Source organism: Zhengella sp., assembly GCF_041397485.1.
GTDB lineage: Bacteria > Pseudomonadota > Alphaproteobacteria > Rhizobiales > Rhizobiaceae > Zhengella.
In genome coordinates, this window is record NZ_JAWKWO010000004.1 from 76,220 (window position 1) to 101,820 (window position 25,601).

The following is a 25,601-nucleotide window of genomic DNA, read 5'->3' on the forward strand; positions in this document are numbered from 1 at the left end:
AATGCAGCGCATACTCGTCATAGACGACAAATCCGGCGCCAGCCATACGCCGTCAGAGGATGACAGAACGCTGACATTCTTGTCGCTGACTGAACGCCGTGCTATTGGGAACGCCCTCAATCGGAATTGAATGTCATGGATTTCCGGGCCGTTGTCCTGCCGATTGGCAGATATCTGGTCATCATCGCCGCTGCGATGCTCATTCCTGCCCTCGCTGACCTTGCTGCCGGGAATCCCGATTGGAAGGTCTTCGCGATTTCCGGCCTTTGCGTCGGTGGCGCGGGCGCAATGGTGGAAGCGGCCCTCTCGGGGCCGGGAACCGAACTGAAGCCGAAGGAGACCTTTCTGCTCGTCAATCTGGCCTGGTTCACCTTCTCGGCCGCCTGCGCCATTCCGCTATGGGCATCGGGCCTCGGCATTTCCTACACAGACGCATTTTTCGAAGCCGCCTCGGGCCTCACGACGACCGGATCGACGGTACTCAGCGGTCTCGACGCATTGCCGCCGGGTATCCTGCTCTGGCGTTCGCTGATGCAGTGGATCGGCGGCCTCGGCATCGTTGTCATCGGCATCTGGCTGCTGCCGGCCATGCGCATCGGCGGCCAGCAGCTGTTCTCCATCGAATCATCGGAAAAGCATGTGAAGCCCTATGGCCGGGTGGAACACTTCGTCCGGCGCATTCTCGGCCTCTACGGCGCGATGACGGTCGCCTCCGCATCACTCTATTTCGTCGCCGGCATGACCCCGTTCGAGGCTGTCAACCACGCCTTCACGACCGTGTCGACGGGCGGTTACTCCACGACCGACGCCTCTCTCGGCGGCTTCGACAGCCTCGCGATCTACTGGATCGCAATCACCTTCATGGCCCTTTCCAGCCTGCCCTTCCTCTTTCTCATCAATCTGGTTGAAAACCGGCGCAAGCTGGAACTGCAGCAGGTGACCTGGTTTTTCGCCATTGCCATGATACTCACATTGATCATTTTCGCCGTGACGCGCGCCGATACCGGCCAGGGCGATTTTGCACAGTTCACGCATGCGCTCTTCAACGTGGTTTCAGTCATCTCGACAACCGGCTACGCCACCCAGGATTATCTGCTCTGGGGCAGTTTTGCGCTGTCATTCTTCTTTCTCATTACTTTCATCGGTGGCTGCAACGGCTCAACGGCCGGCGGCTTCAAGATCTTCCGCATCATCATTCTGCTCAGCTTCATTCGCTCGCGCCTTCGCATGGCCGTGCGGCCCAATCGTATTTCGCCGGCCTATTTCGAGGGCGAGATCGTCCGGCCATCCGCGGTCGACAGCCTTCTGATCTTCTCGATCCTCTACGCGGCCACGGCCGCCCTTTTCGGGCTGGTCTATGCGGCATTCGGGCTGGACTTTGAAACCGCGCTTTCCGCATCCGTGACAGCATTGGCCAATGTCGGTCCCGGCATTGGCCCCGTCATCGGGCCGGCCGGCAATTTCGCGACGCTGCCCGATCCGGTCAAATGGCTCCTGTCACTGGAAATGATCCTTGGCCGTCTCGAAATCATTGGTGGAATTCTCATCCTGACGCCGGACTTCTGGAATGAATGATGAAATTCTGTGCAATTCTTTACCCGGACAAGAACTGTACAGAAATACGCCAGTTTTGTCTTGCCGCTGTCATAAAACCGTGCGATAGTTTGCGCCGTTCGGGCAACTTTCGGTCCGGAGAATGGCAGTGGCTTGAGACCAATCCTTCCCCGACACTGTAAGACTCTGACGCACTTCCGCCCGTGTGGGCGGGGCCGCCGGAACGGCGGTTCAACTACCAGGACTTCGGAAAGGACCAAGTCATGAGCCAGACCGGCACGGTCAAATTCTTCAACACCGAGAAGGGATACGGGTTCATCACGCCTGACGACGGCGCGAAGGACGTATTCGTTCACATTTCCGCCGTGCAGGCCTCCGGCATGCAGTCGCTGGGTGAAGGTCAGAAGGTTTCCTTCGACGTCGAGCCCGACAAGCGCGGCAAAGGCCCCAAGGCGGTCAATCTCGTCGCTGAGTAAGGCGCCCCCTTAAACAGCTTCGGACGAGACCGGACGCGGCGTTCAGGCGCCGCGTTTTTTGTTTGAACAACGCGTTCAGCCTGCGTTCAGGCAGACTTGGCAAGTATGGTCTCCAACAAGCCGCTCTTGGCCTCATGGAGAAACACCGATGATCAGCTTTGCCCGCAATGCCCTGCTCGCCGTCGCCGTCACCGCGTCCAGCCTTGCACCGCTCACTGCCGAAGCCCGCGACTGGAAGCGCGGCATCGAGCGGCACGAACGCCATCACGGCGGTGCCGGCCGTCATGATCGCCATCGCCCGGACCGGGTCGTTCGCCGCAGCCACAAGAACCGCGACGCCGCGATCGTGGCCGGCATAGCCGGGCTTGCGATCGGTGCGATGCTGGCAGACAGCTATTCACGCCGCCACGCCGTGCCTCAAGACGGACCATATTATGGCGACGGTCGCCGGGCTTCCAATCCCGATTACTTCCCGCCTGCTCCGGCCCGCAATCCCGATGTCGTCTATGCGCCGCAGAGCAGCGGTGCGGCAGAACCCTGGAGCCGCGAATGGTACCGCCATTGCGAAAATCGCTACCGCTCTTTCGACCCCGATTCAGGAACCTTCATGGGCTATGACGGCAAGCGTCATTTCTGCGTCGCCCGGTAATCCGGCAAGCGAAGACCGCCTCCCCGCCTCACGCCCCGGCCATTTCGCCGGGGCTCGTTCTTGTCAGACGAGGAAGGGATTGGTCCGCCGCTCATCGCCCAGACGTCCGCCAGGTCCATGGCCGCACAGGAAGCCCACATCATCGCCCAGCGGGAACAGCTTCTCCTTGATCGAGCGAATCAGTTGTTCGTGATTTCCGCCCGGCAGATCCGTCCGGCCGATCGAACCGCGGAAAAGAACGTCACCGACATGGGCGAAGCGGGCCTTCTCGTTGTAGAAGACCACATGTCCAGGGGCATGCCCAGGACAGTGCAGCACCTGGAACACGTGTTCGCCGAAGGACACCGTGTCGCCATCCTCAAGCCAGCGGTCCGGGGTGACATTGCGCACCGCACCATCCATGCCGAACATCCGCGCCTGCTGCTCAAGCCCCTGGAGCAGCGGCAGGTCATCGCGATGCGAGCCGACAATCTCGACGCCGAGTGTGTCCTTCAGGTCCATCGCCCCGCCGGCATGGTCGATATGGCCGTGCGTCAGCCAGATCGCCTTGATTTCAAGGCCATTCTCCCGGATCGTCTGGACGATCCGGTCCACATCGCCCCCCGGATCGACCACGACACCCTCCCTGGTCTCGCTGTCGAACAGGATGGTGCAGTTCTGCTGGAACCCGGTGACGGGAATGATGCCGGCGTTCAGTTCGCCCATGGAAAAGCCTCCTGGTAAGTCGCGAAAGGCTTAATGCATTTTGCCCTGTGGTGGAAACACCTGGCGCAGCACAAATGAAAACGGACGGCCAGGGCGGCCGTCCGTATTGGTCTTGGAGCAGGATATGCGCGGTTTACTCGGCCGCCATCGCCTTGGGCTGCACTTCAGCCATGTAGTCGTCAACGAGCGTCCGCGTGATCTCGCCGACCTCGAAACGGTAGGGGCCGACCTCCGATACAGGCGTAACTTCCGCCGCGGTGCCGGTCAGGAAGCACTGCTCGAAACCTTCCATTTCCTCGGGCATGATCACGCGCTCGACAACCTCGTAGCCGCGCGCCCTGGCAAGCCCGATGACCGTGCGCCGGGTGATGCCGTCGAGGAAACAGTCGGGTGTCGGCGTGTGAATCACGCCATCCTTGACGAAGAAGACATTGGCACCGGTCGCTTCGGCCACCTGTCCGCGCCAGTCCAGCATCAGCGCATCGGCATAGCCCTTGGCTTCCGCGGCATGCTTGGAAAGCGTGCAGATCATGTAAAGGCCGGCAGCCTTCGACCTGGATGGCGCCGTGCGCGGATCGGGCCGTCGATACTCGGCCAGATCCAGGCGAATGCCCTTGAGCCGCTGCTCCGGATTGAAATAGCTCGGCCATTGCCAGATGGCGATGGCCAGATTGATCCTGTTCGACTGTGCCGATACGCCCATCATCTCCGATCCGCGCCACGCGATCGGCCGGACATAGGCATCCTGGAAACCCTGCATGGCGAGCAATTGCCGGCAGGCCTCGTCGATCTCTTCCACCGTCCACGGGATGGTGAAGCCGAGGATGCGGCCGGATTCGTGCAGCCGCTCGGTATGCTCGGTCAGCTTGAAAATCTCGCCGCCATAGGCGCGCTCGCCTTCGAAAACGGCGCTGGCATAATGCAGGCCATGGGTCAGCACGTGGATCTTCGCATCTGCCCAGCGAACGAATTCGCCGTTCATCCAGATGTGTCCTTCAAGCTGATCGAACGGAACCGAAGCCATCGTTTGTACCCTCCCGGATTACGTGGTGACGAAGTCGCAAACGCCGGGCGGGGCCATCGGAGCGCCGGGAAATGAAGGAAGAATATTCCTGGAAAACCCGTCCGGTTTGCCTTTTCGTGCACGGTGTGGCGAAAACCTTGCCAAAAATTATCATCGGGCGTAATTTAAGTCAACATGACTGACATAATTTCCGCAACAGGGCCGGCTTCGGCTGGCGACGACCTGCAGGATCCGGTGCGCACACCGCTTGGCGGCGCGCGCGAAGGGATCGACTTCGACCTGATCGAACTCCTCTTCTTCGCCTATCGCGACTTCACCTCCGACCCGGACGCGATCCTCGCACGCCAGGGCTTCGGCCGCGCGCACCACCGCGTCGTCCACTTCGTCAATCGCATGCCCGGACTTACCGTCGCCGAATTGCTGGACGTCCTCAAGATCACCAAGCAAAGCCTGGCCCGTGTCCTCAAGCAGCTCATCGAGACGGGCCATGTGGTCCAGGAGCAGGGGCCGAAGGACCGCCGCCAGCGCGAGATCTACCCCACGGCCAAGGGCCGCGCCCTTGCCTTGGCGCTGGCGCGGCCACAGTCCCGCCGCATCTCCAAGGCACTGGAAGAGGCAGGACCGGACAACCGCGCCGCCGTGGAGGAGTTTCTGCGCGCAATGGTGGAGAAGGAACTGCGTCCGCAATACGACCGCCTTCCCAAGGCGCGATGAACCCGCCGGCCTCTCATGCCGGATGGCCAGGGAGAATGCCGATGAGCCGACCAGACGACAGCTTGACCGGGCCGTTGGCCGATGACGCACCGCACCTGCTCGTGGTCGACGACGACACCCGCATCCGCTCCCTGCTGGAGCAGTTCCTTTCGGCCGAGGGCATGCGCGTCACCACGGCGGCAACCGCCGCGCAAGCTCGCCGCAAGCTGGAGGGGCTCGACTTCGACCTGCTCGTCGTCGACGTGATGATGCCCGGAGAAAGCGGCGTTGACCTGACCCGTTCGCTGCGCCAGACAAAGGATGTTCCCATCCTCATGCTCACCGCGCTTTCGGAAACGGGAAACCGGATCAACGGGCTCGAAGCCGGTGCCGACGACTATCTGGCCAAACCCTTCGAGCCGCGCGAACTCGTGCTGCGCATCAACAATATCCTGCGCCGCGGCGCCCCGCCTCCCCAGCTCAAGCCCGAGATGATCGTCTTCGGCCCCTATGCCTTCTCCATTGCCAGGCGCGAGTTGAAGAAGGGCGGCGAGGCCATCCGCCTGACCGATCGCGAACAGGAAATCCTCTGCCTCTTCGCCGAGCGCCCGGGCGAGACCATCGCCCGCCACGAACTGACCGGCACCGGCGCCGATGTGGGGGAACGGACGGTGGACGTCCAGATCAACCGCCTGCGCCGCAAGATCGAGAAGGACCCGGCAAATCCGGTCTGGTTGCAGACGGTGCGCGGCCTCGGCTACCGCCTGTCGGTGGATTGATGCACTGCGGGACTGCCTGCATGTCGCCTTTGTGTGCTATTCGGTGATCCGGGCAGCAGCAACAGGGAACGGGCCAATCCCGAAAACGCCATGAGCGAGGAGACGGCAGGCAAGGGCAGGACGGCAGCGCGGCGCCATCCCGGGCTTGCAGCAGTGCGCGAGCGCTGGCGCCATTTCTGGCGCCAGGTTTCCCGACGCATGCCCAAGCGCCTCTACGCACGTTCCCTCATCATCGTCATCGCGCCGATGATCCTGCTGCAGTCGGTCATTGCTTTCGTCTTCATGGAACGTCACTGGCAGACCGTGACCCAACGCCTTTCCCAGGCCGTCACCCGCGACATCGCCGCCATCATCGACATGATCGAGACCTGGCCGGAGGAAGGCCATGCCGAGGCCATCCGGATCGCCCAGGAACGGCTGCAATTGAAGGCAGACCTGCTGCCGCCGGACCCGTTGCCGGCGCCGGGGCCGAAGCCCTTCTTTTCCATCCTCGACACCATCCTGTCCGAGGAGATCACGCGCCGCATCAACCGGCCGTTCTGGATCGACACGGTCGGCAATTCCAATGTCGTGGAAATCCGCATCCAGTTGGAGGACCAGGTTCTGCGTGTCTTCGCCCGCCGCAGCCAGGCCTATGCCTCCAACACCCATATCTTCCTGTTGTGGATGGTCGGCACGTCGCTCGTCCTGCTGTTTATCGCCATCCTGTTCCTGCGCAACCAGATCCGTCCGATCCAGCAACTGGCAGAGGCCGCCGAGGGCTTTGGCAAGGGGCGGCCCATGCCGGCCAACTTCCAGCCACGCGGAGCGGAGGAAGTGCGCCGCGCCGGGCTCGCCTTCATCCTCATGCGTGAGCGCATCGAGCGCCAGATCGAGCAGCGCACCGCCATGCTGAACGGTGTCAGCCACGATCTTCGCACCATTCTCACCCGGTTCAAGCTGCAACTGGCAATCGCGTCCCGCAAGATGGATGTCAGCGCCATGGAGCAGGATGTGGAAGACATGCGCTCCATGCTGGAAGGCTACATGGCCTTTGCCCGTGGCGATACGGCAGAGGATTCCGGCGAATTCGATCTGGCTCCCTTCTTCGCCAAGCTGGAAGAGGAAGCCCGGCTGCGCAAGCGCAAGCTGACCACGGAGATCAGGGGCACGCCCCTCATCACGGTAAAGCCGACGGCCTTCACGCGGCTGGTGTCGAACCTGACGGCCAACGCCTTCCGCCACGCCGGAAAGGTGGAGGTCATGGCGGTTCACGCGGCCCGCACGCTGACCATCATGGTGGACGATGACGGCCCCGGCATCCCGGCAGACCGGCGCGAGGACGTCTTCAAACCCTTCTTCCGGCTTGACGAGGCACGCAACCAGGATTCCAGCGGCACCGGACTGGGCCTGTCCATCGCGCGCGACATCGCCCGCAGTCATGGCGGCGACATCATGCTGGAAGACAGCCCGCTTGGCGGACTTCGCGCCATCGTCAAGCTGCCCGCGTGATCTCCAGCCGGCAGAACGCTATTTCTGCTGGATCGACAGAACGAAGAACATCAGTTCCAGAATGCGGACCCGCACGGCCAGATCCCGCTGGAGACCGTCGGCTCCGGATGCGGCAGTGAACCGCGCTCCCCATACCGGCATGTCCCGGGTGCCGTGACCGGCAACTTCGCCACGCCCGTCGATCACCTCCATCACCCGGATGAAGGGAAAGTCGCCGCCATTGTTCTTGGAAATCTGGGTGAGGTCCGAGGGCGCGATTTTCATGTATTGCGCCATGGGTCCGTCGCCCTTCCCTTCGGTGCCATGACATGAAGCACAGGAGAGCCGGTATTCGGTGTCGGTGATACCGAATGTCGTTTCAGCCGCTTGGGCTGCCCCCGCAAAAAGGCCCAGCCCGAGAATCGAGAAAAGCAAGGTCCGCATGACAGTTCCTCCCGTTGTCAGGAAGGAAAACGCTACACGCCCCATGCGAGGACGCGTTGATGGCCGTCAATGGGAACGGGGATCATGCGCATTTGCTGCGCGGGCGGGATCCCGTCTGGAAGGCGCGATGGCGAAAGAAGCCGGCACCGGCGCGCCTCCCCCATCAGCGGAGATGCGTCAGGTTCCGCAGAACGTCGCCTGAACCACCTCGTGCTGCTTTGGCGGATTGGCATAGGCGGACCGGTCCGGCTGCTCCTCATAGGGGCGCACCAGAACTGCGTTGAGCGCGTGAAACGGTTTGAGATCGCCTTCCAATGCAGCCGAGATGACCGCTTCGATACGATGATTGCGGGGAATGAAGGCCGGATTGGCGCGCTTCATTTCGGACTGGCGCGCCGGTTCGTCACGTGTCTCGCGCGCCAGCCGCGAGCGCCATCGCACCGCCCAGGCATCGAAGGCCGTCGGGTCGACGAAAAGCGAGCGGGCTGGTTCGTCCGTCTCTTTTCCACCGGCGCCAGGCAGGCTGGAAAGGGCACGGAAAAGGTTCGTGTGATCGGCCTGGTTCTCTGCCATGGCGGTCAACAGATCCTGCGCAAGCGCGTCATCGCCCTCTTCGCGCCGCTCCAGCCCCAGTTTGAGATGAAGCACATCCGCCATGGCCGCGTTGAACCTGTCGGCAAAGCCGTCGATCACGGCTTGCGCCCGCTCCACCGCGCGTTCCGATTCCGGTGCGATCAGCGGCAACAGCGCCGAGGCCAGTTGGGCCAGGTTCCACTGGGCAATTCCCGGCTGGTTGATGAAGGCGTACCGCCCTTGCCGGTCGATGGACGAATAGACAGTGCGCGGATGATAGGCGTCCATGAAGGCACAGGGTCCGTAGTCAATCGTCTCACCGCAGACCAGCATGTTGTCGGTGTTCATCACGCCATGAATGAAGCCGACCCGCATCCATTGCGCGACAAGCCGCGCCTGCGCGGCGCATACGGCTTCCAGCAGGGCCAGCGGGCGGTTGTCCGCCTCCAGCAGGTGCGGATAGTGCCGCTCCAGTGCATGGTCGACCAGCAGGCGCAGCGCCTCGCCATCCTGACGCACGGCGAAATACTGGAACGTGCCGACACGGACATGGCTGGAAGCCACGCGCGTGAGCACCGCGCCCGGCAACACCGTTTCCCGGATGACCGGTTCACCCGTTGTCACCGCGGCCAATGCCCGTGTCGTGGGTATGTTCAGCGCTTGCATCGCCTCGGACACGATATATTCGCGAAGGACCGGCCCCAGCCAGGCACGGCCGTCGCCGCCGCGCGAGAACGGCGTGCGCCCGGAGCCCTTGAGCTGGATGTCGCGGCGCTTTCCGTCACGCCCGATCACCTCGCCGAGGAGGATGGCACGCCCGTCGCCCAGTTGCGGCACGAAACCGCCGAACTGGTGGCCGGCATAGGCCTGCGCGATGGGCGCTGCGCCTTCCGGCACGCTGTTTCCCGCCAGCATGGCGACACCGTCGGGCGATGACAGCAGGTCCGGATCGAGGCCGAGTTCACCGGCCAGCACCCGGTTCAGGGCCAGCAGTTGCGGGGCGCCGACCGGCTCGGGATCAAGCCGGGCAAAGAAACGATCCGGCAGGCGCGCATAACTGTTGTCAAAAGCGATTGTCATGACTGCAAGATAGGGAGCCTTGCAACAGCGGAAAAGGGGATATGGACACGTTCACCGCGGCAGGGTCTTGCCCGCATTGACACCGGCCGGTTCCCTGCCCCAACATCCGGCCAGACGAAGCGGCATGCAGGACAATGATGACGATGGCAGCGAAAACGGCGCCGGTGACTGCCGCGCCCCTGCGGGAGGCTGCGAATCGCGGCATCCGCCATGGCTTCTTCACACGCTCTGGCGGCGTGTCGCGCGGCATCTATGCCGGGCTCAATGTCGGCATCGGTTCCGCCGACGATCCCGCAGCCGTTCACGAGAACCGAAGCCGCGTCGCAGCCCATTTGGGGGTCGATGCGGCCAGCCTTGTCTCCCCCCATCAGGTCCATTCGCCAGATGTCGTCACGGTCGACGCCCCCTTCACCTCCGAGCGGCCGCGGGCAGACGGCATCGTGACCGCAACGCCGGGCCTTGCAATTGCCGTCGTCACGGCCGATTGCGGCCCCGTCCTCCTCGCCGACCCGAAGGCCGGCGTCATCGGCGCGGCGCATGCCGGCTGGAAGGGCGCGCTGGGCGGCGTCCTGGAAAACACCGTCGCCGCCATGGAACGGCTCGGCGCATGCCGCGAAGCGATCGTCGCGGTTCTCGGGCCGTCGATCAGCCGGCACGCCTATGAGGTCGGTCCCGAATTTGTCGATCGCTTCACGGCAAGCGATCCGGACACTGCGCGCTGGTTCACGGCATCGCCGCGCGACGGCCACGCCATGTTCGATCTTCAGGGCTTTACGGTCGACCGGCTCTTGCGTGCCGGCGTGAACGCATCCATGACCGGCCACTGCACCTATGCAGGCGAAACGGATTTCTATTCCTATCGCCGCAAGACCCATCGTGGGGAAGCCGATTACGGCCGCCAGATGTCGGCCATCGTTCTGGAGGAAAAATCATAATGGCATTGCATTTCGATGAAGCGGAATTCGCCTCCCGCCGCGACAGGCTGGCCGTTGCCATGGCCGACCAGAAGCTGGATGCCGTCCTGCTGTTTGCGCAGGAGAGCATGTACTGGCTGACCGGCTATGACACGTTCGGCTTCTGCTTCTTCCAGTGCCTGGTGGTCAAGGCGGATGGCGAGATGGTGTTGCTCACCCGTTCCGCGGACCTGCGCCAGGCACGCCATACCTCCAATATCGAGAACATCGTCATCTGGACCGACCGCGCAGGCGCGAACCCCGCCGTCAATCTGCGCGACCTGCTCAATGACCTCGATCTGCTCGGCTGTCGCATCGGCGTGGAATTTGATACGCACGGCCTGACGGCGCACAGCGGAAGGCAACTCGATGAACAGTTGCAGACCTTCGGCAGCATTGTCGATGCCTCCGGCCTTGTCTCGGGGCTTCGCCTCATCAAGAGCCCGGCCGAGATCGAGAAGGTGCGCAAGGCCGCCGCACTGGCCGACGACGCCCTCGATGCGGGGCTCAAGCTGATCGGGCGCGGTGCCGATGAAGGCAAGATCCTGGCTGCCATGCAGGGCGCCGTGTTCGAGGGTGGTGGCGACTACCCGGCCAACGAATTCATCATCGGCTCCGGCGAGGACGCGCTTCTTTGCCGCTACAAGTCCGGCCGCCGCAAACTCGCCGCCAATGACCAGCTCACTCTCGAATGGGCTGGCGTCTACAATCGCTATCACGCCGCGATGATGGAGACCGTTCTCACCGGCAAGGTGTCGAAACGCCACCGCGAACTGTTCGAGGCGGCGCAGGCCGCCCTTGCCGCCGTGGAAAACGCCATGGTTCCAGGAAACACATTCGGCGACGTTTTCGATGCCCACGCCCGCGCCATGGAGGCGCATGGGCTGACCAAGCACCGGCTCAACGCCTGCGGATACTCCCTGGGCGCCCGCTACACGCCGTCCTGGATGGAGCGCCAGATGTTCTACACCGGCAATCCCGAACCGGTCGCGCCGGACCAGACCCTCTTTGCCCACATGATCATCATGGATTCCGAAACCGGCACCGCCATGTGTCTCGGCCGCACCTATCTGACCACTGCGGGCGCGCCCGAATGCCTGTCGCGCCACACGCCGGACTTGATCGTTCGCTAGGGCTGATGCAACAACAACGGGTATGAACAAGGGAATCGGGAGAGGCCAGACATGGGGATGACGCGCCGGATAGCAGTCGCGTGTGTCTCAGCCCTGTTGCTGGCCGGCTGCACGGCCCAGGATACGCTGGCCCCGGAAAACCAGTCCGCGGCGGGCACGCCTTCGCTCACGCCGCCGCGCACCGGTCCCCTGACCCCCGGGGAACCGGGTCTCGGCAATGCCCGTGTTCGCTTCGCTCCCATCGTCGGCTCCACGGTCGAGGCGGTCACGCCCATGTCGCGGCGCATTTCCGTGCGGGCAAGGGAAGCCGGCATGGTGATCGTGCCCGCGGACGACCCCGCCCAGACCCATCTGGTCAAGGGATATTTCTCCGCCCTTGCCGATGCCGGTCAGACAACCGTGATCTTCGTCTGGGATATCCTCGACAGCGCAGGCGACCGGCTTCACCGGATCCAGGGCCAGGAGGTTGCCCCTGATGCCGCCGATCCGGAAGACCCCTGGCGCTCGGTTCCGGTGGAAACGATGGAACGCATAGGCGACCGGATGATGAGCGAGCTCACTGCCTGGCTGGCCGCCCATCCGGCATGACGGTCCCGCGGCAACGGCGCCGGCGGCCCCGTCATCGGCGAGCCAGGGGCGAGCCTTGTTAACGTTTTTTGTGGTTCCAGGCGCGAATTCCCCGCTCAAGCCTTGCATTGCAGCGCAACGTGGCTAAAAGGCCGGACATCGCCGATCGTCCCAGGGGCCAGCCATGAAATTGTTCGCCGGCAATTCAAACCGCGTACTTGCCGAAGCTGTGGCACGTTATCTCAACATTCCGCTTGGCAAGGCCTCCGTTCGCCGGTTTGCGGACCAGGAAATCTTCGTCGAGATCAACGAAAACGTCCGCGGCGAGGACGTCTTCGTCCTGCAGTCGACATCCTACCCGGCAAACGATCACCTGATGGAACTCCTCATCATGATCGACGCGCTGCGCCGTTCCTCCGCACGCCGCATCACCGCCGTGATCCCCTATTTCGGTTACGCCCGCCAGGACCGCAAGCCGGCGGCCCGCACGCCGATTTCCGCCAAGCTCGTTGCCAACCTGATCACCGAGGCCGGCGCCAACCGCGTGCTGACGCTCGACCTCCACGCCGGGCAGATCCAGGGTTTCTTCGACATTCCGACAGACAACCTCTACGCCGTTCCGGTGCTGGCGCGCGACGTGAAGGCCCATTACGACATTTCCAACCTGATGGTGGTCTCGCCCGATGTCGGTGGCGTGGTACGCGCCCGCGCGCTGGGCAAACGGCTCGATGCGCTTCTGGCCATTGTCGACAAGCGCCGCGAGCGCCCCGGCGAATCCGAAGTGATGAACGTCATCGGTGACGTCTCCGGCAAGGATTGCATCCTGATCGACGACATCATCGATTCCGGCGGCACGCTGTGCAATGCCGCCGATGCCCTGCTCAACAAGGGCGCCTCTTCGGTCACCGCCTACATTACCCACGGCGTTCTCTCCGGCGGCGCGGTCAATCGCATCACCTCCTCGAAGCTGAAGGAACTGGTGATCACCGATTCCATCCAGCCGACGGCTGCCGTGGAGGCGGCACCCAACATTCGCGTCATCTCGATCGCCGACCTGATGGGCGAGGCCATCTCGCGCACCGCGTCCGAACAGTCGGTCTCCTCGCTCTTCGACTGACGCGGCGCCGTGACCCGGCAAGCCGCGCCGTCAATCCGTTTTGTTCCGCTGCCGGACGCCGATCCCGCCGAGATATTTGCCCACATGCGCGATCCGCGCATACGTCGTCATTTGCCGCTTCTTTCAGGCGAATGGACCCCGCAGGCAAACCGCCGGTTCATGGAATCGAAACGCCGGCGCTGGATGGAGGATGGGCTCGGCCACTGGGCCATCCATGTCAACGATACCTATGCCGGTTGGGGTGGCTTCGAGAGGGAAGGCGGGGTCTGGGACTACGGTCTCGTGCTGAAACCGGACTTCTATGGCCTTGGCCGCCGTATCACCCGGGAAGCCCTGGCCTTCGCGCGCAGCCGCCCGGACATGACCGTTGTGACCTTCCTGCTGGCGCCGTCGCGGCGCAGCCTGCGCGCAATGGAGAGGCTCGGCGCGCGCGCCGACGGCGAGACGATGCATGCCGGGACACGCTTCATCCGCTTCCGGCTGGACCTTGCATGAGGTAACGGAAAAGGGCGGCCCGGCCGGACCGCCCTCTCAAGCCTCGGGAGGACAAGGCTCGCCGTTACATGCCGTTGATGGGCGCAACCACCGGGCTGTCGCCGATCATCACGGGCGTATCCACATCCGTGGACCCGGGCCCGAAATCGTAGGTCAGGTTGTCATTGGTCTCATAGTGCAGCATGACCGTCGGGTTCGGCCCCACTTCGCCGGTCAGGTCGATGGAAAGCGCTTCGGTTTCACCCGGATCGACCTTGATATGGCCAAGCGATGCTGGCGGCGCCCCGGCGCCATCGTCATGCACGACCACGTAACCTGTCCGGTTGATCTCGACACCGACGCCCGTCACGCGGTTGCCCTCGACCTTGGCATTGGCCGTGTCGAGTTTCGGCGCATAATCCGGATCGGACTGGGCGGCGGCCGGAGCGGCATAGAGCAGCGCAATGGCGGCAGCGGAACAAAGCATCTTCATCATTGTGAACACCTTTCATTGCTGTGAGTTCTCGGGAAGACGCGCAATCGCGATTACCGGACGCGTCACACGCATTCGCTGGCCCAACGGCTTTTCTCCGGCGATGTTCCTGAAAAAGGCGAAGGCTTGCTTTTACCGGTACGTTCGGCTATAGGCGCCCGGTCCGCGCAGACACCCTTGGAGGCAACGCGGACGTCGCGGTTTCCGCCCACGGCTGGCCAGTTCACTTCCGCAAATGCCGGAAGACGGGCCCGTCGCGGCGAACGCGGCACGTCTTGGCGGCGGTTCATCGCGGGCAAGGCGCTCCAGAAAACACGAAAAGGACCAGCCATGAGCCACGAAACCTATGAGCTCACGGCCGTCAAGCGCGATCGGGCAGGTAAGGGGTCCTCCCGGGCATTGCGGCGCAACGGCCAGATTCCCGCCGTCATCTACGGCGACAAGAAAGCCCCCGTTTCCATCGCCCTTCCCTACAAGGAAGTGCATCTGAAGATTCACGCTGGCGGTTTCATGACCACCATCGCCACGATCAACGTCGATGGCGAGAAGATCCAGGTACTCCCGAAGGATTACCAGATGGATCCGGTGCGCGGCTTCACCACGCATGTCGATTTCCTGCGCGTTTCGCGCAACACGATGGTCACCGTGGAAGTCCCGGTTCACTTCCTCAATGATGAAGCGGCTCCCGGCATCAAGCGCGGCGGCGTGCTCAATGTCGTGCGCCACGAAGTCGAGGTGGAATGCCCGGCCAACGCCATTCCGGATGCGCTCGAGATCGACCTTACCGGCCTGGATATCGGCGATTCGGTTCACATTTCGGCGGTCAAGCTGCCCAAGGGCGTGACCCCGACCATCACCGATCGCGACTTCACCATCGCCACCATCGCCGCGCCTGCCGCCCTCAGGTCCGAGGAAGGTGAGGAGGCCGAAGAGGCCGCAGCCGAAGAAGCCGGAAACGGCGAAGAGGAATAAACCGGATCCTGACCGATCCGGTCCAGCCCGGGAGGCCGGACCATGCTCATACTCGCTGGTCTCGGCAATCCGGGTGCGAAATACGCGAACAACCGGCACAATGCCGGCTTCATGGCGGCGGACGCGATTGCCCGCCGCCATTCATTTTCCCCATGGACCCGGAAGTTCAAGGCCGAGATTTGCGAAGGCATGCTCGGTGGCGAAAAGGTGCTGCTGATCAAGCCGCAGACCTTCATGAACCTGTCGGGTCAGGCTGTCGGCGAGGCCATGCGCTTCTACAAGCTTGCCCCGGCTGACGTCACGGTCCTCTACGATGAACTTGATCTGGCGCCGGGCAAGGTCCGTGTGAAGACCGGTGGCGGAACCGGCGGCCATAACGGCATCAAGTCCATGGATGCCCATTGCGGCAAGGACTACCGGCGGGTTCGCATCGGCATCGGCCATCCGGGCGACAAGAACCTGGTACACAACTGGGTGCTCGGCGATTTCGCCAAGGCGGACAATGAATGGCTTGAACCTTTGCTGGACGCCATTGCAGATGCCGCGCCCCTGCTCGCCAAGGGAGACGATGCCGGCTTCATGAATCGCGTGGCGGTGCTGACACGGCCTCCGAAAGCCGATGGCGGCAAGGGCGCCGACACCGCCGCGCCCAGCGCCCCTTCGCAGAAGAAGCAGGCAAAGGGCCAGAGCCACATCCGCCAGGCCCGGTCATCAAAACCGCAGGTCAAGATACCGGAAAGCGGCCCGATGGCGGATATGCTCAGGAAACTGCTCGGCCGGGATTGAAGGCAGGCACCTGGCCCGGCATCGAGGGTCCTGACCGTCTTCGGTTACGGATCGGACAGGTCTTTCCGTGCTTTCGGGCGGCGGCCATGGCCGCAGACATCCCCTGCCCTTGACCTTTGGCTGCTCGTCCCGCATAGCCTTGCGAAAATTCAGACACGATCCGGCAGGCACTCCCCATGGGCTTCAAATGCGGCATTGTCGGGCTTCCCAATGTGGGCAAGTCCACCCTTTTCAACGCGCTGACCAAGACGGCAGCGGCGCAGGCGGCGAATTATCCCTTCTGCACCATCGAACCGAACACGGGCGAAGTGGCGGTCCCGGACCCCCGGCTCTACGAGATCGCGAAAATCGCCGGCTCGAAGGAAATCATTCCCACCCGCATCGCCTTCGTCGACATTGCCGGCCTTGTGCGCGGTGCATCGAAAGGGGAAGGCCTCGGCAACCAGTTCCTGGCCAATATCCGCGAGGTGGACGCCATCGTCCACGTGCTGCGTTGCTTCGAGGATGACGATATCACCCATGTGGAAGGCCGGATCGACCCGGTCGCCGATGCCGAGACGGTCGAAACGGAACTGATGCTGTCCGACCTGGAGAGCCTGGAGCGACGGATCGTCAACATCCGCAAGCGTGCCCAGGCCCGGGACAAGGAATCGCTCGCCGTCCTGCCAGTCATGGAAAAGGCACTGACCCTGCTTCAGGACGGCAAGCCCGTTCGCCTGTTGCGCACTGAACTCGACGCCGAGGAGATGAAAGTGCTGGAGGGGCTCAACCTGCTCACCTCGCATCCTGTCCTCTATGTCTGCAACGTGTCGGAGGAGGAAGCGGCCACCGGCAACGCTCATACGAAGGCGGTGGAGGCCATGGCAGCCGCCCAGGGCGCTTCCGTCGTGGTCATATCCGCGGCGATCGAGGCGGAAGTCGCGCAGCTTCCCGACGAGGAGGCTCGCGAATATCTCGATGCGATGGGGCTGGAAGAACCTGGCCTCGACCGCCTGATCCGCGCCGGCTATGACCTGCTGCACCTCATCACCTACTTTACGGTGGGTCCGAAGGAGGCCCGCGCCTGGACCGTGGAGCGCGGCGCGAAGGCACCGGCAGCGGCCGGTGTCATCCATACCGATTTCGAGCGGGGCTTCATCCGGGCCAACACCATCGCCTATCCGGATTTCGTGAGCCTTGGCGGCGAACAGGCGGCCAAGGAGGCGGGCAAGGCCCGTGACGAAGGCAAGGAATATGTCGTCCAGGACGGCGACATCATGCACTTCCGCTTCAACACCTGAGCGGCGCTGAGATCAGCCCTGCTCAAGCAGTGCGCGCCGCGCATTGGAGAAGAACTGCCGGCGCGCCAGGACCGCAATGACGAACGACGTCGATGCCAGCAGGGCTGACGGTCCGGCAAACCAGCCCAGATAGGCGAGCGCCATGAAAAGCCCGCGCTGGCCGGCGGTGAAGTGGCGGCTGGCAAGAATGTTCATCTCGCCGGCCCTCAGCGCCTGCTTGCGCCGCGTTTCGCTGTCGGCTTCGCCCGGTTGCTGCACCCCGCCCACGAGAATGGAGCAATAGTTGAACAGCCGGTAGGACCAGCCGAATTTGAAGAAGGCATAGACATAGATCAGCGTCAGGCCGACCAGCTTGAGCTCGAACAGCGATCGGCTGATCGCGCCGACCAGTGGCAGATCCTGAAACAGGCGCAGCGCCTGTTCCGTCGCGCCCATGGCGGCAAAGCAGCCACCGATCGCCAGCATGGCCACCGTGCCAAAATAGGCCGCGCCCTGCTGCAGCCCGCCCAGGATCGCGGTATCCACCATGCGCATGTCGCGGCCGGCCATTACAAGCATCCATTCCCGCCTGCGATGGGCCATCAGGCCGGACAGGCAGCGGTATTTCAGCCGTGTATGATCAACCACGAGTTCGAAGGCCAGCCACGCACCGATGAAGGCGCTGAGCGCTGCCATGTCGGCAGCGGAAATGACCTGCAACAATCCGCCCATGCGTGGCGCCTTCCTTGCCTGTGCCTGGCCCTTCTTAACGCGCCGGCACCCGCCCCGCCACCACTCTCTCCGGTCCGAACCTTCCTGCCGGGCGGTCACTTCTCGCAGTTGGGACGTGTAGCACATCACGGCTTGATGCAGGCAGTGCCTCGGCTTGCGGAACCGCCTGCATGTCCGGCCCGGTCAGTTTCGCGGATTGCCGCGACAGGAGAACTGAATAACCGATACAGCGGATGCGGAAATTCGTGACCGGTCTTTTTTCATGTGGATCGGCGAAGGCTGCGCGGAATGCCAGGCGCAGATCCATTGGCACAAGGCAGCGGTAGCCGTGCGTCTGCAGGCCGCTCCCGTGGTCGGCACCATCCCGGCCGCGCCAAAGGCTGCCAGAGGCCCGGCCAGGGCAACCGGCACGTCGCGACGGGCGAGCAAGGCCCTGGCGTGACCAACCCATCCGCATGCCCGGTCCCGATGTGACAAGGAACCGGGAACGCGCCAGGGCGAGTCTCGATCATGTGACAGCGATGGCGATGCCGGCGAACCGGTAGCGCGGTATTCTGCCCTGGGTCAGGCCTTCTTGACGCCGCAGGTGTTGATCCCGAGCAGGCTGTAGGGCGGACACCAGCCCAGCACAGCCGTTGCGAGAAGGACAATGCCGACGATGAGCGCGACCCACTGCCACACACCTGTCGCCGTGCCCATGAAGTAAAGGGCAAGGAGAACGACGCCGGCAATGGCGCGGATCGCACGATCCGCCGTACCCATATTGGTCTTGAACATGAGAAACTCCCTTATAGTGCCTTCATCAGCCGATCCGGTTCGTCCGGACAGCAAGACTGCCAAAGCATGATGCCCCTTCTCGTCTGCAATTTCTGTGACAAGGTCACCGAACTGCGCCGCAGGGGATCACTCCTGCCCGGCAAGTGCCTGGAGGGCAGGGACATCGGATAGCCGGATCGCGCCGCGATCAAGCTCCACGAGGCCGCGCATGCGCAACGCTTCCAACCGCCGCGACACGACCTCGCGTGCAGACCCGATCGCAGTTGCAAGCGCTTGGTGGGTGAGGCGAACCAGCCCTTGCGCATCGGCCCGCTCCAGCAGCAGACGCGCCAGCCGCTGCTCCACCTTCACGAAGGCAACCTGCTCAAGAAGCCGTGTCACATCATTCAACCGGCTCGCGAACGAGCGGAAGACGAATGTCCTGAAATCCGCTGATTGATCCATCAGTGCGAGAAAATCGCCACGGGGCAACACGCTGATGGCCACCTGCGTTTCCGCGATCCCCTCGCCCGTATAGGCCTCGCCGCCAAGCAGGCCGAGCGTGGTCTGTATGCAGGTCTGGCCACGTTCGACCGTGTAGAGAAGGATGTCCCGTCCTGTCCGGCCGGTGAGATAGACGCCGACACGCCCTTCATGCACGAGAACGAAACCGCCTGCCTCGGCGCCCGGCCGGAACAGGACAGTGCCCGGCACCAGGCGGGTCACGGGAAGGCGCGCGAGGCGCGATCGCACGGATGGATCAAGAAGGCTGTCTGCTGCGTCCATGGTTCCGGTTCACGCTGGCATGAAGGACTTGCGCGATGCTATCGCACCGCTATTGTGCGCGTCCATTGCATATCGGAACGCATTGATGACTGACACGCTGCTTGCCTATGAGGACTTCCATCCCGGCATGGAACTCCAGCTCGGAACCTATCCCGTATCCATCGAAGAGATCCGCGAATTCGCCAGCCGCTACGATCCTCAGCCCATGCATCTGGACGAGGAAGCGGCGGCAGCCGGAGTGCTTGGTGGCTTGTCCGCTTCAGGCTGGCACACGGTCTCCATCGCCATGCGCCTCATGTGCGACGGCTTCATCCTGAAGTCCACGTCGCAAGGCGCGCCAGGCGTGGACTACCTGAACTGGAAACGTCCCGTGATGGCCGGGGACGTCCTGAGCGGCAGGTCCATCATCCTGTCAAAACGCCGTTCCGCGTCCAGGCCGGCGCTGGGCTTCGTCCAGGTCAAGAGCGAGTTCTACAATCAGCGCGGCGAACTGGTTTGCGAGATGGAAAATGCCGGCATCATGGGTCTGCGCGAACCGGAAAAGGAAGAATGATGACGCTTGAGGAAAAACTGGCGCTGGGCAGCGTGCAGCAACTCGGGTCGCATACCTTCACGGCAGACGAGATCATCGATTTCGCAAGCCGATACGATCCCCAGCGCTTTCACCTGAGCGAGGCGGAAGCCGCAAAGACCCACTTCGGACGCCTGTGCGCCTCCGGCTGGCATACGGCGGCGATCTGGATGAGCCGGAACGTGGCGACCGACCAGGTCCTGACGCAGACCCTCCGCGCCCGCGGTGAGACGCCGGTCGAATTCGGACCCGCACTCGGCCTGAAGAACGTGCGCTGGACGGCCCCGGTCTTTGCCGGCGACACCGTTTCCTTCACCCGCGCCTTCCTGAACCTGCGACCGCTCGACAAGCGTCCCGGCTGGTTCCTCGCCGCCAAGCACTGCGAGGCCCATAACGGTGAAGGAAAAAAGGTGATGGAGTTCGACAGCGCGCAGATGGTGCGGGACGGAAAGGCCTGACGACCGGCACACCGCCAACCGCCGGCGCGCCATGTGCCGGCGGACGACCGGTTCTCAATGCCCTCGAACTCGATCAGCGTCCGGACCGTGACGCCCAGGTTTTCGATTTTCCTGCGTCCGCCAAGTTCCGGCAGGTCGATGACGAAACAGGCTGAAACCACCTCTGCCCCCATCTGCTGCAACAGTTTCACCGCGCCCTCGGCCGTTCCGCCCGTGGCGATCAGATCGTCCACAAGGATGACCTTCTGGCCCGGCAGAACAGCATCCTTGTGCATCTCCATTTCATCGACGCCATATTCCAGACTGTAGGCGATCGATACCGTCTCGTGCGGCAGCTTCCCCTTCTTGCGGATGGGAACGAACCCGGACGACAACTGGTGCGCCATGGCACCGCCCAGGATGAAGCCGCGCGCCTCGATCCCGGCAACATGGTCGATCTTCGAGCCCGCCCATGGATGAACCAGTTCATCGACCGACCGCCGGAAAGCGCGCGCATCGCCAAGCAGTGTCGTGATGTCGCGAAACACGATGCCGGGCTTGGGATAGTCATGGATGGCGCGGATGGAAGCGCGGAGCGTATCTGATAGCGAACGGTTCATGGTGGACCCTTGATCTCGGACCAAACAGCCGACTCGATGACGGCACCTGCCTTTTTTGGCCTGACTGCCGTGAAAAGAAAAGGGCGCCGAAACAGGCGCCCTCCCCGAGGTCATTCGCCAAGGCGAACGCATCAATGATCGATCTTCGACCATACCTTGCGCTTGGTCAGGTAGAGCAGACCACCGAACACCAGCAGGAAGATCATGACGCGGAAGCCGGTCTTCTTGCGGTCTTCCAGCTTGGGCTCTGCGGCCCACATCATGAAGGCCGCGATATCCTTGGAATACTGGTCCAGCGTTTCCGGCGAACCGTCATCGTAAGTCACATAGCCGTCATCGATGGGCTGCGCCATTGCCAGCGACTTGCCGGCGATGAAGTATGGATTGTAGTAGGTGCCTTCCGCGATTTCCATGCCTTCCGGCGGCTCTTCGTTGTAGCCGGTAAGCAGCGCATGAATGTAATCGGGCCCCTGCTCCTGATACATGGTGAACACGTCGAAGACGAAATTCGGGAAACCGCGCTCCACCGCCCGCGCCTTGGCGAGCAGCGAAAAGTCCGGCGGAGCGGCACCGTTGTTCGCTGCCGCGGCTGCCTCGACATTGGGGAACGGCGACGGGAAGTAGTCCGAAGGTATCGCCGCACGGGTGAACATCTCGCCATCGCCGTTCGGGCCGTCCTCGACCTCGTATTCAGCGGCGAAGGACTTCACCTGCTCTTCCGAATAGCCCAGTTCCTCGAGATCGCGGAAAGCGACCCGCTTGAGCGAGTGACAGGCGGCGCAGACTTCCTTGTAGATCTTCAGGCCACGCTGAAGCTGCCCCTTGTCGTAGTGTCCGAACGGCCCGGCAAAGGACCAGTCCATGTATTCCGGTTTCTTGATCGGAAAATGGGTCGGTTCGGCAGCGGAGTGACCGCCGCCTTCTGCACCGAGGGCACCGGTGGCCAGTGCAAGGCCCAGTCCGAGAGCCGCGAAACCCTTGAGGATCGTTTTCATCATTCAGTCCTTTTCAAGCCTTGCGTCTCAGCCCTTGGTTTCCGGGGCCGCGGTCGCGCCGGCAGGCTGGGCATGCGCCCCACCCTTGTTCTTTTGCAGCACGGCCTCGGTGATGGAATTCGGCAACCGCTTCGGCGTCTCGATCAGGCCGAGCACCGGCAGGATGACCAGGAAGAAGGCGAAGTAGTAGAGCGTGGCGACCTGCGCCATGGTCACATAGGTGCCTTCAGCCGGGCGCGACCCGAGCCAGCCGAGGAAGACCGTGTCGATGACAAAAAGCCAGAAGAACAGCTTGTACCAGGGGCGGTAGACGGCCGAGCGAACCTTGGACGTATCCAGCCACGGCAGGACGAAAAGCACCGCGATCGAGCCGAACATGGCCAGCACGCCGCCAAGCTTGGAATCGATCGGTCCGATGTTGAACGTGATCGCGCGAAGGATGGCGTAGAACGGCAGGAAGTACCACTCCGGCACGATGTGTGCCGGTGTCTTCAGCGGATCGGCAACGATGTAGTTGTCCGGATGGCCGAGGAAGTTCGGCATGTAGAACACGAAATAGGCAAAGACCGCCAGGAAGGCGACCATCGCGAACGCGTCCTTGATCGTCGCGTAGGGCGTGAACGGGACCGTGTCGGTCTTGTGCTTCACCTCGATACCCGTCGGATTGGTCTGGCCGGTGACATGCAGCGCCCAGACATGCAGGATCACCACGCCCACCAGCATGAAGGGCAGCAGGTAGTGCAGCGAGAAGAAGCGGTTGAGCGTCGGGTTGTCCACCGCGAAGCCGCCGAGAAGGAACTGCTGGATCGGCTCGCCGATGACCGGGAAGGCGGTGAAGAAGCCGGTGATGACCGTTGCGCCCCAGAAGGACATCTGGCCCCAGGGCAGAACATAGCCCATGAAGGCAGTGGCCATCATCAGGAAGAAGATCAGGACGCCGAGGATCCACAGCAGTTCGCGCGGCGCCTTGTAGGAGCCGTAATAGAGCCCGCGATAGATGTGGATATAGACAGCCACGAAGAAGAAGGACGCGCCATTGGCGTGCATGTAGCGCAGCAGCCAGCCCGAATTGACGTCACGCATGATCTTCTCGACCGACGAGAAGGCAAGCGAAGTGTCGGCTGCGTAGTGCATGGCCAGCACCACACCGGTCAAAATCTGCACGACCAGCATGATCGCCAGAATTCCGCCAAATGTGTAGGCATAATTGAGATTGCGCGGAACCGGGAAGGCGACGAAGGAATCATAGGCGAGCCGCGGCAGCGGCATGCGCGCATCGATCCACTTCTCGATACCGGTTTTCGGTGTGTAGCTGGAATGTCCGCTCATTGGTCTTGTGTCCCTGTCCCTTACCCGATGCGGATCGTCGTATCGGAAATGAATGCATACTCGGGGATATGCAGGTTTTCCGGTGCCGGGCCTTTGCGAATGCGGCCGGCCGTATCGTAATGCGAGCCGTGGCACGGGCAGAACCAGCCACCGAAATCACCCGCCTGGCCAAGCGGCACGCAACCCAGATGGGTGCATGAGCCGATCATGACGATCCAGTTTTCCTTGCCTTCCCCGGCAGAGCGCGCAACGTCGGTTGCCTCTGCGTCACCGGCCAGGTTCGCATTGCGCGCGACCGGATCCTTGAGATCGGCCAGCGGCGTCGCAGTGGCTTCCTCGATCTCCTGTTCCGTACGGTTGCGGATGAAGATCGGTTTGCCGCGCCACTTCGCCGTCAGCGACATGCCCGGCTCAAGCGCCGAGACGTCGACCTCGATGGAGGCCAGCGCCAGCGTCGAGGCATCCGGACGCATCTGGTCAATGAATGGCCACACGGCAAATGCCGTGCCGACGACGCCGGCCATGCCGGTCGCGATGTAAAGAAAATCCCGGCGATTGTGCTCGGAAACTTCATTTGCGCTCATAGGTCTGGCTCCTTGTGCCTGATCGATGCCGGCTGCCCCCGTTTCGGCTCATCATGCCCGAGCCGGGAATGACGGAGCGGCCAGACGGAATCCCCCTGCATTTGGCGAAAGCTTCTATTGAGGATGCCAGCCCTTGTCCAGACTGGAGAAAGGTAGAACGGCCATTTGTCGCGGCTTTTCACGAGAAGCTTGACAAGCGGGGCCTTCAGGACGCCCCGAGCCGGACGAGCACCTCCTTGGGAATATCCATTTCACGGATTATGATGTCGTGGCGGCGCAGGCCGATGAGTTCCCGCTGGATGAAATAGGCATGCACGGCCCGCGCCGCGTCCTTCAGCCGGTCCGGGCGCGCAGGGTCGTTTCTCTTGGCATGGCGCAGCGCCGCGAGCGCCGCCTCGGCTTTCCGGCCTGCCATTCCAAGGGAAACCGCCATGTCGGCGGCGGCCTCATAGTGAAAGGCCGCAGCGAGCGGATCGTCCCTCATGGGATCGGATTTCGAAGGCGGTCTGACTGCCATGGCTGAAATCTAGGCAGTTTCCTTCATCTTTTCCACCAGCGCGCCATAGATCGCCTTCACCCTCTGCCGCGCGACGGGCGACAGGGCGGCATAGTTGCGCAGGCCCGGCGCGGAGTTCACTTCGATGACGCTATACGCATTGGCGGGAGCGCAAATATCCGCCGCCATGATATCCACACCGGCAAAAGCCAGGCCACAGGCGCGCGCGGCCCGTGCCGCAAGTTCCAGGAAATCGCGATGGACAAGCCCGGAAACATCCGCGGACTGCCCTCCCGTGGAAAGGTTGGCATTGGGCATCAGCACGACGCGCTGACCCGCCGCCGGCACGGATGCCGGCTCCAGCCCCTGAGCAGCCAGTTCAGCGGCGATACGCGGATCGTCGGGTGCCAGGCCTGCCGGCCGGTTCGCCTGCCTGAAGGTTTCCAGCGCATGGCCAACGAGATCAGCCACCGATGAAATTCCGTCCCCCGTCACCGTGAAAGGCGCGCGCTCATAGGCCGCCATGACACAGCCGTCGAGCACCACCAGCCGGTAGTCGCGCCCCGTCGCGGGCACTTGCAGCAACGCCTTGTCGGCGCCCTCGAAAATGTCACGGATGCCCTCGAACAGGCGCTCCACCGATGTCACCTTCATCACCCCCTTGCCCGCCGTCCCCTCGTTCGGCTTCAGGAACAGCGGAAAGCCATGGCGGGAGGCAAAGGCGAGCGCCGGCTCGGCGAAGGCGAGACCGGAGGCCATCGCCTTGCTCTTCAGAGCCAGTTCGGCCCGGTAGCGCGGACTGAAAAGAAGGACGCCTTCGGGCGTGGAAATGCCCTCTCCTGCCAGCAATTGCGCGCTGTAAGCCTTGTCGCGGGCAAGCTGGCTGGCGCCCTGGCCGTTGATGTCGAAGGCCGTGCCCATGAAGAAGGCGCGGTGTCCGCCCGGATACGCGATGGCACCGGAATAGCCATAACGCCGGTCGCCATGGAGAACATAGCCGCGTTCGGCGCAGATTTCCTGCAGGATGGAATAGACGAAATGGCCGCGCGCGCTGCCGGCGTCCAGCGGTTGGAAAGTCATGTCCCGTGCTCCGT

Annotated in this window: 29 protein-coding genes and 1 pseudogene; 16 read left to right on the top strand and 14 right to left on the bottom strand. The window is 63.0% G+C overall.

Translation table 11 applies throughout. From position 1 onward, the window contains the following. Positions 1-135: 135 nt before the first annotated feature. The 3 genes from R3D65_RS12880 to R3D65_RS12890 all read left to right on the top strand — a co-directional run bounded on the left by R3D65_RS12880 (position 136) and on the right by R3D65_RS12890 (position 2,679). Positions 136-1,575: a TrkH family potassium uptake protein gene (locus R3D65_RS12880; RefSeq protein WP_371275654.1), complete on the top strand. Its 1,440-nt coding sequence runs from the start codon at positions 136-138 to the stop codon at positions 1,573-1,575. A 242-nt stretch (positions 1,576-1,817) separates the two neighbouring features. Beyond that, positions 1,818-2,030 carry a cold-shock protein gene (locus R3D65_RS12885; protein ID WP_099306216.1) on the top strand — a complete coding sequence of 71 codons (213 nt, stop codon included), beginning with the start codon at positions 1,818-1,820 and terminating at the stop codon, positions 2,028-2,030. Between the two features lie 148 nt (positions 2,031-2,178). Further along, complete coding sequence (locus R3D65_RS12890; RefSeq protein ID WP_371275655.1) at positions 2,179-2,679, top strand: BA14K family protein; 501 nt, start codon at positions 2,179-2,181, stop codon at positions 2,677-2,679. 63 nt (positions 2,680-2,742) lie between these two features. Here R3D65_RS12890 and R3D65_RS12895 read toward each other — a convergent pair whose 3' ends face one another. Both R3D65_RS12895 and R3D65_RS12900 read right to left on the bottom strand, forming a co-directional pair. After that, positions 2,743-3,384 (bottom strand): MBL fold metallo-hydrolase, encoded by a 642-nt coding sequence (locus R3D65_RS12895; RefSeq protein ID WP_371275656.1) that lies wholly within the window; start codon positions 3,382-3,384, stop codon positions 2,743-2,745. A gap of 133 nt (positions 3,385-3,517) precedes the next feature. Further along, positions 3,518-4,408 carry a branched-chain amino acid aminotransferase gene (locus R3D65_RS12900; RefSeq protein ID WP_371275657.1) on the bottom strand — a complete coding sequence of 297 codons (891 nt, stop codon included), beginning with the start codon at positions 4,406-4,408 and terminating at the stop codon, positions 3,518-3,520. Between the two features lie 174 nt (positions 4,409-4,582). Here R3D65_RS12900 and R3D65_RS12905 point away from each other — a divergent pair, with 174 nt between their 5' ends. From R3D65_RS12905 to R3D65_RS12915, 3 genes are all read left to right on the top strand, one after another. Beyond that, a complete protein-coding gene (locus tag R3D65_RS12905) occupies positions 4,583-5,122 on the top strand; it encodes a MarR family winged helix-turn-helix transcriptional regulator (protein WP_371275658.1) in 540 nt (179 codons plus the stop codon). 41 nt (positions 5,123-5,163) lie between these two features. Further along, positions 5,164-5,880, top strand: coding sequence for a response regulator (locus tag R3D65_RS12910; RefSeq protein WP_371275659.1), 717 nt, complete (start codon positions 5,164-5,166; stop codon positions 5,878-5,880). A 90-nt stretch (positions 5,881-5,970) separates the two neighbouring features. Then, positions 5,971-7,371, top strand: a complete 1,401-nt coding sequence (locus R3D65_RS12915; RefSeq protein ID WP_371275660.1) for an ATP-binding protein — start codon at positions 5,971-5,973, stop codon at positions 7,369-7,371. 18 nt (positions 7,372-7,389) lie between these two features. Here R3D65_RS12915 and R3D65_RS12920 read toward each other — a convergent pair whose 3' ends face one another. Together R3D65_RS12920 and R3D65_RS12925 are read right to left on the bottom strand one after the other, a co-directional pair. Continuing rightward, a complete protein-coding gene (locus R3D65_RS12920) occupies positions 7,390-7,794 on the bottom strand; it encodes a cytochrome c (RefSeq protein WP_371275661.1) in 405 nt (134 codons plus the stop codon). Positions 7,795-7,971: 177 nt separating this feature from the next. Further along, the gene (locus R3D65_RS12925) at positions 7,972-9,447 is read right to left on the bottom strand and encodes a YdiU family protein (protein ID WP_371275662.1); all 1,476 of its coding nucleotides are present in this window, start codon (positions 9,445-9,447) and stop codon (positions 7,972-7,974) included. A gap of 137 nt (positions 9,448-9,584) precedes the next feature. Between R3D65_RS12925 and pgeF the strand changes: the two genes are divergently transcribed. From pgeF to R3D65_RS12950, 5 genes are all read left to right on the top strand, one after another. Then, a complete protein-coding gene (gene pgeF, locus R3D65_RS12930) occupies positions 9,585-10,382 on the top strand; it encodes a peptidoglycan editing factor PgeF (protein WP_371276033.1) in 798 nt (265 codons plus the stop codon). Then, positions 10,382-11,533, top strand: coding sequence for a M24 family metallopeptidase (locus tag R3D65_RS12935; protein WP_371275664.1), 1,152 nt, complete (start codon positions 10,382-10,384; stop codon positions 11,531-11,533). The genes pgeF and R3D65_RS12935 overlap by 1 nt, the downstream gene beginning before the upstream one ends. 51 nt (positions 11,534-11,584) lie before the next feature. Next, on the top strand, positions 11,585-12,121 hold the full coding sequence (locus R3D65_RS12940; protein WP_371275665.1) for a hypothetical protein: 537 nt from the start codon (positions 11,585-11,587) through the stop codon (positions 12,119-12,121). A gap of 163 nt (positions 12,122-12,284) precedes the next feature. Next, positions 12,285-13,217, top strand: a complete 933-nt coding sequence (locus R3D65_RS12945; protein WP_371275666.1) for a ribose-phosphate pyrophosphokinase — start codon at positions 12,285-12,287, stop codon at positions 13,215-13,217. Between the two features lie 9 nt (positions 13,218-13,226). Continuing rightward, a complete protein-coding gene (locus R3D65_RS12950) occupies positions 13,227-13,712 on the top strand; it encodes a GNAT family N-acetyltransferase (protein ID WP_371275667.1) in 486 nt (161 codons plus the stop codon). 64 nt (positions 13,713-13,776) lie between these two features. On the opposite strand, the gene R3D65_RS12955 is transcribed toward R3D65_RS12950, so the two are convergent. After that, positions 13,777-14,187, bottom strand: a complete 411-nt coding sequence (locus R3D65_RS12955; protein ID WP_371275668.1) for a hypothetical protein — start codon at positions 14,185-14,187, stop codon at positions 13,777-13,779. 327 nt (positions 14,188-14,514) lie between these two features. Here R3D65_RS12955 and R3D65_RS12960 point away from each other — a divergent pair, with 327 nt between their 5' ends. The 3 genes from R3D65_RS12960 (at position 14,515) to ychF (ending at position 17,222) form a co-directional block, all read left to right on the top strand. After that, positions 14,515-15,156, top strand: a complete 642-nt coding sequence (locus R3D65_RS12960; RefSeq protein ID WP_371275669.1) for a 50S ribosomal protein L25/general stress protein Ctc — start codon at positions 14,515-14,517, stop codon at positions 15,154-15,156. A 42-nt stretch (positions 15,157-15,198) separates the two neighbouring features. Beyond that, a complete protein-coding gene (pth, locus tag R3D65_RS12965; protein WP_371275670.1) occupies positions 15,199-15,942 on the top strand; it encodes an aminoacyl-tRNA hydrolase in 744 nt (247 codons plus the stop codon). A 176-nt stretch (positions 15,943-16,118) separates the two neighbouring features. Beyond that, positions 16,119-17,222, top strand: a complete 1,104-nt coding sequence (gene ychF, locus R3D65_RS12970; RefSeq protein ID WP_371275671.1) for a redox-regulated ATPase YchF — start codon at positions 16,119-16,121, stop codon at positions 17,220-17,222. Between the two features lie 12 nt (positions 17,223-17,234). Here the strand turns inward: ychF and R3D65_RS12975 are convergent, their stop codons facing one another. The 3 genes from R3D65_RS12975 to R3D65_RS12985 all read right to left on the bottom strand — a co-directional run bounded on the left by R3D65_RS12975 (position 17,235) and on the right by R3D65_RS12985 (position 19,475). Continuing rightward, a complete protein-coding gene (locus tag R3D65_RS12975) occupies positions 17,235-17,933 on the bottom strand; it encodes a DUF599 domain-containing protein (RefSeq protein ID WP_371275672.1) in 699 nt (232 codons plus the stop codon). Between the two features lie 564 nt (positions 17,934-18,497). Further along, positions 18,498-18,710 carry a DUF2892 domain-containing protein gene (locus R3D65_RS12980; protein ID WP_371275673.1) on the bottom strand — a complete coding sequence of 71 codons (213 nt, stop codon included), beginning with the start codon at positions 18,708-18,710 and terminating at the stop codon, positions 18,498-18,500. A 126-nt stretch (positions 18,711-18,836) separates the two neighbouring features. Continuing rightward, positions 18,837-19,475, bottom strand: coding sequence for a Crp/Fnr family transcriptional regulator (locus R3D65_RS12985; RefSeq protein ID WP_371275674.1), 639 nt, complete (start codon positions 19,473-19,475; stop codon positions 18,837-18,839). Between the two features lie 85 nt (positions 19,476-19,560). Between R3D65_RS12985 and R3D65_RS12990 the strand changes: the two genes are divergently transcribed. Continuing rightward, positions 19,561-20,028 (top strand): MaoC family dehydratase, encoded by a 468-nt coding sequence (locus R3D65_RS12990; protein ID WP_371275675.1) that lies wholly within the window; start codon positions 19,561-19,563, stop codon positions 20,026-20,028. Next, a complete protein-coding gene (locus R3D65_RS12995) occupies positions 20,028-20,504 on the top strand; it encodes a MaoC/PaaZ C-terminal domain-containing protein (RefSeq protein WP_371276034.1) in 477 nt (158 codons plus the stop codon). The genes R3D65_RS12990 and R3D65_RS12995 overlap by 1 nt, the downstream gene beginning before the upstream one ends. Before the next feature lie 59 nt (positions 20,505-20,563). Here R3D65_RS12995 and R3D65_RS13000 read toward each other — a convergent pair. The 6 genes and pseudogenes from R3D65_RS13000 to R3D65_RS13025 all read right to left on the bottom strand — a co-directional run. Further along, positions 20,564-21,103 (bottom strand): annotated as a pseudogene (locus R3D65_RS13000) (adenine phosphoribosyltransferase); the annotation flags it as partial. Positions 21,104-21,234: 131 nt separating this feature from the next. After that, complete coding sequence (locus tag R3D65_RS13005; RefSeq protein WP_371276035.1) at positions 21,235-22,098, bottom strand: cytochrome c1; 864 nt, start codon at positions 22,096-22,098, stop codon at positions 21,235-21,237. Between the two features lie 27 nt (positions 22,099-22,125). Further along, positions 22,126-23,427 (bottom strand): cytochrome bc complex cytochrome b subunit, encoded by a 1,302-nt coding sequence (locus R3D65_RS13010; protein WP_371275676.1) that lies wholly within the window; start codon positions 23,425-23,427, stop codon positions 22,126-22,128. Between the two features lie 20 nt (positions 23,428-23,447). Beyond that, positions 23,448-24,011 (bottom strand): ubiquinol-cytochrome c reductase iron-sulfur subunit, encoded by a 564-nt coding sequence (petA, locus tag R3D65_RS13015; protein WP_371275677.1) that lies wholly within the window; start codon positions 24,009-24,011, stop codon positions 23,448-23,450. A gap of 205 nt (positions 24,012-24,216) precedes the next feature. Further along, on the bottom strand, positions 24,217-24,495 hold the full coding sequence (locus R3D65_RS13020) for a DUF6665 family protein (RefSeq protein ID WP_371275678.1): 279 nt from the start codon (positions 24,493-24,495) through the stop codon (positions 24,217-24,219). Between the two features lie 42 nt (positions 24,496-24,537). Beyond that, a complete protein-coding gene (locus tag R3D65_RS13025) occupies positions 24,538-25,587 on the bottom strand; it encodes an ATP-dependent carboxylate-amine ligase (RefSeq protein ID WP_371275679.1) in 1,050 nt (349 codons plus the stop codon). Between the last annotated feature and the right edge of the window lie 14 nt (positions 25,588-25,601).